This window comes from Amycolatopsis sp. NPDC048633, assembly GCF_040650695.1.
Classification (GTDB): Bacteria; Actinomycetota; Actinomycetes; order Mycobacteriales; family Pseudonocardiaceae; genus Amycolatopsis.
Window position 1 is genome coordinate 26193 of record NZ_JBEZHS010000058.1, and the last position, 8932, is coordinate 35124.

The following is an 8932-nucleotide window of genomic DNA, read 5'->3' on the forward strand; positions in this document are numbered from 1 at the left end:
ACTTTTCGCAAGGAGACCCCTTGGCCCCGCAGAACGACGGCGCCTCCGGCAAGGAGACCCCGGCACGCGTACGCGTAATCCGTGACGGATTGGCTGCGCACCTGCCCGACATCGACCCGGAGGAGACCGCCGAGTGGCTGGACTCCTTCGACGAGGCGCTGGCCAGGGGAGGTCAGCAGCGGGCCCGGTACCTGATGCTGCGCATCCTGGAGCGCGCCCGCGAACGCAACGTGGGCGTCCCGGCGCTGACCTCGACGGACTACGTCAACACCATCCCCACCGAGAACGAACCGTGGTTCCCCGGTGACGAGGAGATCGAGCGCCGCTACCGGGCCTACATCCGGTGGAACGCCGCGATCATGGTGCACCGGGCCCAGCGCCCGGGCGTCGGCGTCGGCGGTCACATCTCGACCTACGCCTCCTCGGCCGCGCTCTACGAAGTCGGGTTCAACCACTTCTTCCGCGGCAAGGACCACTCCGGTGGCGGCGACCAGATCTACATCCAGGGCCACGCCTCCCCCGGCGTCTACGCCCGCGCGTTCCTCGAGGGCCGGCTGTCCGAGCAGCAGCTCGACGGCTTCCGCCAGGAGTACTCGCACGCCGGTGAGGGCGGCGGCCTGCCGTCGTACCCGCACCCGCGGCTGATGCCGGAGTTCTGGGAGAACCCGACGGTGTCGATGGGCCTCGGCCCGATGAACGCGATCTACCAGGCGCGGTTCAACCGCTACCTGCGCGACCGCGGCATCAAGGACACGAACGACCAGCACGTCTGGGCGTTCCTCGGCGACGGCGAGATGGACGAGGCGGAGTCGCGCGGCCTGATCCACATCGCGGCCGGCGAAGGCCTCGACAACCTGACCTTCGTGATCAACTGCAACCTGCAGCGGCTCGACGGCCCGGTGCGCGGCAACGGCAAGATCATCCAGGAGCTGGAGTCGTACTTCCGCGGCGCCGGCTGGAACGTCATCAAGGTCATCTGGGGCCGCGAGTGGGACTCGCTGCTGCACGCCGACCGCGACGGCGCCCTGGTCAACCTGATGAACGTCACGCCGGACGGCGACTACCAGACGTACAAGGCCAACGACGGCGCCTTCGTCCGTGAGCACTTCTTCGGCCGCGACCCGCGGACGAAGGACCTGGTCAAGGACCTCTCCGACGCCGACATCTGGAACCTCAAGCGCGGCGGCCACGACTACCGCAAGGTGTACGCGGCGTACAAGTCGGCGCTGGAGCACCACGGCCAGCCGACGGTGATCCTGGCCCACACGATCAAGGGCTACGGCCTGGGCCCGGCGTTCGAGGGCCGCAACGCCACGCACCAGATGAAGAAGCTCACCCTCGACGACCTCAAGCTGTTCCGCGACTCGCAGCGGATCCCGATCACCGACGAGGAGCTCGAGCGCGACCCGAAGCTGCCGCCGTACTACCACCCGGGCGCGAACTCGCCGGAGATCGAGTACCTGATCGGCCGCCGCAAGGCGCTCGGCGGCTTCCTGCCGGAACGCCGTCCGAAGTCCGCGAAGGCGCTCGTGCTGCCGGGCGACAAGGTCTACGAAGGCGTCCGGAAGGGTTCCGGCAAGCAGGAGGTCGCCACGACGATGGCGTTCGTCCGGCTGGTCCGCGAGCTGGCGAAGGACTCCGAGATCGGCAAGCGCGTCGTCCCGATCATCCCGGACGAGGCCCGCACCTTCGGCCTCGACTCGATGTTCCCGACGGCCAAGATCTACAACCCGCACGGCCAGACGTACACGTCGGTCGACGCGAGCCTGATGCTGGCCTACAAGGAGTCCGAGAAGGGCCAGCTGCTGCACGAGGGCATCAACGAGGCGGGCTCGACCGCGTCGTTCACCGCCGTCGGCACGTCGTACGCGACGCACGGCGAGCCGATGATCCCGATCTACATCTTCTACTCGATGTTCGGGTTCCAGCGGACCGGTGACGGCCTCTACGCCGCCGCCGACCAGATGGCCCGCGGGTTCGTCATCGGCGCCACCGCCGGCCGCACCACGCTGACCGGTGAGGGCCTGCAGCACGCGGACGGGCACTCGCTGCTGCTGGCGGCAACCAACCCGGCCGCGGTCGCCTACGACCCGTCGTGGTCGTTCGAGATCGCGCACATCGTGAAGGACGGCCTCCGCCGGATGTACGGCGAGACCGGCCCGGACGGCAACGGCGAGAACGTCTTCTACTACATGACGATCTACAACGAGCCGTACCAGCAGCCCGCCGAGCCGGAGAACCTCGACGTCGACGGCCTGCTGAAGGGTCTGTACAAGTACGCGGGCGCGCCCGAGGGCGACGGCCCGGAGGTGCAGATCCTGGTCTCGGGCGTCACGATGCCGGACGCGCTCAAGGCCCAGAAGTTCCTCGCCGAGGAGTGGGGCGTGCGGGCGTCGGTGTGGTCGGCCACGTCGTGGACCGAGCTGCGGCGCGAGGCCGTCGAGATCGACCACGACAACCTGCTCTACCCGGGCAGCGAGCCGCGCGTGCCGTACGTCACCGAGGCGCTCCTGGGCACGAACGGCCCGGTCGTGGCGGTGTCGGACTGGATGCGCGCGGTGCCGGACCTGATCCGCCCGTACGTGCCGACGGACATGCTGACGCTGGGCACCGACGGGTTCGGGTTCTCCGACACCCGGCCGGCGGCGCGGCGGAAGTTCCTGGTCGACGCCGAGTCGATCACCGTCGGTGCGCTGTCGATCCTGGCCAAGCGCGGCGAGGTCGAGCAGGCGAAGGTCCTCGAAGCGGCCACGAAGTACCGGCTCGACGACATCTCGGCCGCCGGGCCGCAGACGTCGGATTCCGGGAGCGCGTGACCTGGTGCTAGAAAGGGACCCGGCAGACATCCGATGTCTGCCGGGTCCCGCTCGCCGTGCAGGCCGTTAGGGAGTTGATAAAGGTGACGAAGCGCCGACTGCCGAAGCCGGACGAGCTGAAACAGCTCCTGCGGCCCAAGCCGATCGTGCTCAACCCGACCGAACGGCGCCTCGGGAACGCGCACACCATCGCCGACCTGCGGATGATCGCGCGCAAGCGCACCCCGCGGGCGGCCTTCGACTACACCGACGGTGCGGCCGAGCTCGAGGACAGCCTGCTTCGCGCCCGCCAGGCCTACCGGCGGATCGAGTTCCACCCGAACGTCCTGCGCGGGGTGTCCGATGTGGACACCACCCGCGAGATCCTCGGCAAGACGTCGGCGCTGCCGTTCGCCTTCGCCCCCACGGGTTTCACGCGGATGATGAACCACGAGGGCGAGGCAGCCGTCGGCCGCGTGGCGCAGCGCAACGGCATCCCGATGGGCCTCTCGACGATGGCGACGACGTCGATCGAGGACCTCGCCGAGGCCGCACCGGAGGCTCGCAAGTGGTTCCAGCTCTACGTCTGGCGTGACCACGGCGCGGGCGAAGATCTGATGAATCGCGCGTGGGCGGCGGGCTACGACACGCTGATGCTGACCGTGGACACCCCGGTCGGCGGCGCCCGCCTGCGCGACGTCCGCAACGGGCTGACCATCCCGCCGGCGCTGACGCTCAAGACGTTCCTCGACGGCGCGACGCACCCGGCGTGGTGGTTCAACCTGCTCACCACCGAGCCCCTGCACTTCGCCTCGCTGAGCCACTTCGACGGCACCGTCGCCGAGCTGCTGAACAAGCTGTTCGACCCGACGCTGAACTTCGACGACCTGGACTGGGTCCGCCGGACCTGGCCCGGGAAGCTCGTCGTGAAGGGCGTGCAGAACGTCGACGACGCCCGCGACGTCGTGAAGCACGGCGCGGACGCCGTCCTGCTGTCCAACCACGGCGGCCGCCAGCTCGACCGGGCCCCGACGCCCCTGGAGCTGCTGCCCGCGGTGCTGGACGAGCTCCAGGGCGGCGCCGAGGTCTGGATCGACACGGGCATTCTGTCGGGCGGCGACATCGTGGCGGCGATCGCCCGCGGCGCCGACGCGGTGCTGGTCGGCCGGGCGTTCCTGTACGGCCTGATGGCCGGCGGCGAGCGCGGCGTCCAGCGGTGCGTCGACATCCTGCGCACGGAGATGGTCCGCACGATGCAGCTGCTGGGCGTCCGGACGCTGGCCGACCTGAAGCCTTCGCACGCGACGCTGCGTTAACCCTCTCTAGACCTGCGCCTGGCCGCCGTCGACGAAGAACTCGACGCCGTTGACGAAGCTCGCCTCGTCGGTGGCCAGGAACAGCGCCGCGGCCGCGATCTCCGAAGGGTCGCCGAGGCGGCCCAGCGGGACCGCCGACGCCATCTGGTCGAGCAGCTGCTGCTCCGCGCCCGGCTCGGCCAGGCCGCGCAGGCCTGGGGTGAGCGTCGGCCCGGGGCTCAGCACGTTCACGCGGATCCCCTTGCCCTGTAGGTCGAGGGCCCACGTGCGGGCGAAGTTGCGCACCGCGGCCTTCGTCGCCGCGTAGATGCTCATGCCCGGCGCCACGCGCGTCGACGTCGTCGAGCCGGTGATGATGATCGACGCCTTCTCGTTCAGCAGCGGCAAGGCTTTCTGCACGGTGAAGACGACGCCCTTGACGTTCGTGCCGAAGGTCGCGTCGAACTGCTCCTCGGTGATCTCGCCCAGCGACTGGGTCACCCCGCCGCCGGAGTTGGCCACCACGACGTCCAGCCCGCGGCCGCGGTCGGCCACCGCGCGGAAGACCTCGTCCAGGTCGGCGAGGCTCGACGAGTCGGCGCGGATCGCCTGAACGCTGCCGCCGATCTCGGCGACGGCGTCGTCGAGCACCTCCTTGCGGCGGCCCGTGATGATCACGTGCGCGCCTTCCGCCGCGAACCGCTTCGCGACGGCGAGCCCGATTCCGGTGCCGCCGCCGGTGACGACAGCTGTCTTGTCCTGCAGGTTCACGATGCTCCTCCGAGTTCTTGACTATCTCGTCCAAAACGTACGCGGTTCTGGACGAGATAGTCAAGAATGGGTAGGCTGGCCCCATGGCGAGACCCCGGAGCTTCGACGAGCGCGCGGTCCTGCGCACGGCCCGGGACCAGTTCTGGGCGACCGGCTACGCGGGCACGAAGATCGACGACATCGCCGCGGCGACCGGCCTCGGCAAGGGCAGCCTCTACGGCGCCTTCGGGGACAAGCACGCGCTGTTCCTGCGCGTCTACGACGACTACTGCACCGAGGCCGAGGAAGCGACGCGCCGCCGGCTCGAAGGCCCCGACGAAACCGCCTACCAGCGGCTGCGCGAGCACGTCATCGCGATCGCCGAGGACACCGCCGCCGACACCGACCGGCGCGGGTGCCTGATCGCGAAGAGCACGGCCGAGTGCGCACAACACGACGAAGCGATCGCCGCACGCTCCCAGCGAGCGTTCCGCGAGCTGCACGACCAGCTGACCGGCTGCATCGCGGCGGCCCAGCGCGCCGGCGACATCGCCGACGGCCACGACCCGGCCCGGCTGGCGAGCCTGCTGCTGGCGGTCAACCGCGGGATCGAAGCGCTCGGCAAGGGCGGGTCGAGCCCGGCGGAGCTGCACGCGATCGCCGAAACGGCCCTCGCGGTCCTGCCGAAGCCGTAACTCGCGTGATCAGACCCGGATCTCGCGTGATCGGGGCCGGAACTCGCGAGTTCCGGCTTCAGTCACGCGAGTCACGTCCCCGGTCACGCGAGATCCGGGTTATCGCCTGACTCGTTGGGCCAACTGGTCTCAAGTTCTTGACGGACCGCCCAGTTTGTGACGAAGATCTCGGACACTCGCCGAAAGGCCGTTTTCGCATCGTGGAAAACGGAGGTCGCCCGTGTTCGTGCAAGACGTGACTCCCCTCGGCTCGCTGGGCCTGTCGGCGCTCGTCGCCGTGCTGCCCCTGGCCACCGTCCTCGTCCTCCTCGGCGTCGTCCGGATGAAGGCGCACCACGCCGCCCTGATCGGGCTGCTCGTCGCGCTCGTCGTCGGGATCGCCGCCTTTGGCATGCCGATCGTCCAGGCCGTCTCCGGCGCGCTGTCGGGCGCCGCGTTCGGGCTGTGGCCGATCATGTGGATCGTCGTCAACGCGCTGTGGATCTACCGGCTCACCGTGCGGACCGGGCACTTCGACGTGCTGCGCCGCTCGTTCGGCCGGATCTCCGACGACCCGCGCATCCAGGCGCTGATCATCGCCTTCTGCTTCGGCGCGCTCATGGAGGCCCTCGCGGGCTTCGGCGCGCCGGTCGCGATCAGCGCCGTGATGCTGGTGGCAGTCGGCTTCCACCCGGTGAAGGCCGCGGTCGTCGCGCTGGTCGCGAACACCGCGCCGGTCGCCTTCGGCGCGATGGGCACGCCCGTCGTCACCCTGGCCCAGGTCACCGGGCTGCCGCTGGAGCAGGTCTCCTCCATCGTCGGCCGCCAGACGCCGCTGCTCGCCCTGGTCGTGCCGCTGCTGCTGGTGATCATCGTCGACGGCAAGCGCGGCCTGAAGGACACCTGGCTGCCCGCGCTGGTCTGCGGGGTCGCGTTCGGGCTCGTGCAGTTCCTCGCGTCCAACTACGTGTCGCCGCAGCTGGCCGACATCGGCGCCGCGCTCGCCGGCGCCGCCGCGCTGGTCGCGCTGCCGCAGACCCGCCGCCCGGTGCCCGAAGCCGTCCGGATCGGCATGGGCCGAGCGGGCGGGACGACGACCGAAGAGGCGCCGCCCGAGGACTCCCGCAACGACGTCGTCAAGGCCTACCTGCCGTACGCGCTGATCATCGTGATCTTCTCCCTGGCCGTGCTGCCGCCGATCAAGAAGCTGCTGGACAAGGCGACCTGGAAGTTCCACTGGCCGGGGCTGAACGTCGCCGGCCCGAACGGGAAACCGGTGTCCGGCAACACGTTCTCGCTGCCGTTCCTCAACACCGGCGGCACGCTGGTGCTCCTGGCCGGGATCCTGACGGCGGTGCTCCTGGCCGTGTCAGCGAGCGGCGCGGTGCACGAGTGGCTGGCGACGGTCAAGGAGCTGCGGTTCGCGATCCTCACCGTCACCGGGGTGCTCGCGCTGGCCTACGTGATGAACCTGTCCGGCCAGACGAGCACGATCGGCACGTTCATCGCGGCCGCCGGCGCGGGCCTGGCGTTCCTGTCGCCGGTTCTGGGCTGGTTCGGCGTCGCGGTCTCGGGCTCGGACACGTCGGCGAACGCGCTGTTCGGCGCGTTGCAGGTGACGGCGGCGAACAAGACGGGCCTGCCCGCGGACCTCCTGGCCGCGGCCAACAGCTCCGGGGGCGTCCTCGGCAAGATGGTCTCGCCGCAGAACCTCACGATCGCGTGCGTGGCGGCGAACCTGCCCGGCGAAGAGGGCAAGCTGCTGCGGAAGGTGCTGCCGTGGAGCATCGGGTTGCTGCTCGTGATGTGCCTGATCGTGTGGGGTCAGAGCACCGCGGTGCTCAGCTGGATGCTGCCATGACCTGACGGTCGGCGACGCGGCGCGCGGAGCGGTTCCAGCTCCACCAGCCGTGCACGACGAGCCCGGCGAAGACGATGTAGATCGCGGCCGAGAAGTACAGCCCGGACGAGATCTGCAGCGGCACGCCGATCGCATCGACGACCAGCCAGACCAGCCAGAACTCGACGAGCCCGGCCCCTTGCGCGGCGAAGGCGACGAGGGTGCCGACGAAGATGGCGGCGTCCGGCCAGGGCGCCCAGGACGCGTCGAGCGCGTCGAGGACCAGGGCCATCACGGTCGTGCCGGCGAGGAAGGCGCCGAGCATCGCCAGCCGTTCGACGAGCCGTCCCTGCCGCACGACCACGCCGAACACCGGGTCCCGGCGGCGGGTCCAGGCCCACCAGCCGTAGACGGAGATGGCGAGGATGGCGACCTGCCGGGCGGCGAGCCCGCCGAGGTGGGCCGAGGCGTAGACGGCGAAGAGCAGCACGGTCGCGCCGACCTGCACGGGCCACGTCCACAGGGTGCGACGCTGCGCGAGGAACACGACGGCGAGCGCGAACACCTGCCCGGCGAGCTCCGCGATCGAGATCCACTGACCGAGCACCGTGATTCCGTGGTGCAGCAGGAAATCCACCTGACGCCCCTTTCGTCCTACCGCATCAAACATGCTCCGGAGGGGGTGAATTCCCTAGAGACTGTGAGCCGCGGAACATCCCACCTCGTGGACGTCCCCGACGCGGAGCGGGCCGCCGCGGACAACACGGGCGTGGACGCCGAGGGTCATGCCGTTGGCCTCGGCGATCGTCTTCAGCAGCCCGGGCGCGGCGGGGAGGCCGTCCCACGGCAGGTCGACCATCACGCAGCGGACGGCCTTGCGGAGGATTTCGAGCTCGACGCCGCCGATCCGGACCCGCTCCCCCAGCCAGGCCTCCTCGGCGAGCTCCGGCGCCGGACCGGTGTCCAGGAGGACGTTGGGCCGCAGCCGGCGCGCGTCGATCTCGACGCCGGGAGCGCGTTCGGCCAGCCAGGCCAGCGACGACGTCGTCAGCAGGTGGACGGCGGCCTCGTCGTGGTGCGGGATCTCCGCCTCCCGGACGAGCCGGACGCCCGGGCGCTCCAGCGCAGCGGCGATCTCCCCGTGGACGGCGTCCCCGCGGACGGTCCGGCCGTCCGGGAGGGTCACCACCGGCACGTCGCCGTCGTATCGCGCGGCGAAAGTGTGCAGGCCCGCCATCCGGCGGAACCGGCGGGTGTTCTTGCCGCTGCCGAACTTGCCGTCGGGATCGCGGACCGCGTGGAGGCGGTCGCCGTCGAGGCCGCGCTCGCCGAGTGTCGCCTCGGTCAGCCGCTCGCCCCGCATCGACTTCACCGGATAGCGCCACAGCGCCGCCACGACCCCCATCGCCCCAGCGTAACGGGACGGGCCCGGCGGCTTCCTCGTCCGCCGGGCCCGTCCTCGAGGTCATGAACGAGTCGTTCACCTCGCCGGACGTCATGAACGAGTCGCCGTGGCGGTCGGTCCGATCAGCTACCAGGCCCCGGTGGCGACCGACACGGGCAGCACGCCGACCGTGC

Annotated in this window: 7 protein-coding genes; 4 read left to right on the plus strand and 3 right to left on the minus strand. The window is 70.4% G+C overall.

The annotated features are described in order from the left end of the window. Window positions 1–20: 20 nt before the first annotated feature. Entirely contained in the window at window positions 21–2816 is a 2796-nt protein-coding gene (aceE, locus tag AB0C38_RS47365) for a pyruvate dehydrogenase (acetyl-transferring), homodimeric type (RefSeq protein ID WP_360687526.1), read from the plus strand. An 83-nt stretch (window positions 2817–2899) separates the two neighbouring features. Beyond that, on the plus strand, window positions 2900–4111 hold the full coding sequence (locus AB0C38_RS47370; protein WP_360687529.1) for an alpha-hydroxy acid oxidase: 1212 nt from the start codon (window positions 2900–2902) through the stop codon (window positions 4109–4111). Between the two features lie 6 nt (window positions 4112–4117). Here the strand turns inward: AB0C38_RS47370 and AB0C38_RS47375 are convergent, their stop codons facing one another. Then, window positions 4118–4861 carry an SDR family oxidoreductase gene (locus tag AB0C38_RS47375; RefSeq protein ID WP_360687532.1) on the minus strand — a complete coding sequence of 248 codons (744 nt, stop codon included), beginning with the start codon at window positions 4859–4861 and terminating at the stop codon, window positions 4118–4120. Window positions 4862–4944: 83 nt separating this feature from the next. On the opposite strand from AB0C38_RS47375, the gene AB0C38_RS47380 reads away from it, so the two are divergent. Beyond that, complete coding sequence (locus AB0C38_RS47380) at window positions 4945–5535, plus strand: TetR/AcrR family transcriptional regulator (protein ID WP_360687535.1); 591 nt, start codon at window positions 4945–4947, stop codon at window positions 5533–5535. A 220-nt stretch (window positions 5536–5755) separates the two neighbouring features. After that, entirely contained in the window at window positions 5756–7375 is a 1620-nt protein-coding gene (locus tag AB0C38_RS47385) for an L-lactate permease (RefSeq protein ID WP_360687538.1), read from the plus strand. On the opposite strand, the gene AB0C38_RS47390 is transcribed toward AB0C38_RS47385, so the two are convergent. Together AB0C38_RS47390 and AB0C38_RS47395 are read right to left on the minus strand one after the other, a co-directional pair. Then, entirely contained in the window at window positions 7356–7991 is a 636-nt protein-coding gene (locus AB0C38_RS47390; RefSeq protein ID WP_360687541.1) for a nicotinamide mononucleotide transporter family protein, read from the minus strand. The genes AB0C38_RS47385 and AB0C38_RS47390 overlap by 20 nt on opposite strands. Window positions 7992–8045: 54 nt before the next feature. After that, entirely contained in the window at window positions 8046–8759 is a 714-nt protein-coding gene (locus tag AB0C38_RS47395; RefSeq protein WP_360687544.1) for an MOSC domain-containing protein, read from the minus strand. Window positions 8760–8932 lie beyond the last annotated feature (173 nt).

Bases quoted from the DNA above. Each gene is read 5' to 3' on its own strand.
- AB0C38_RS47380 (WP_360687535.1), top strand. From the start codon at position 4,945: ATGGCGAGACCCCGGAGCTTCGACGAGCGCGCGGTCCTGCGCACGGCC.
- AB0C38_RS47395 (WP_360687544.1), bottom strand. From the start codon at position 8,759: ATGGGGGTCGTGGCGGCGCTGTGGCGCTATCCGGTGAAGTCGATGCGG.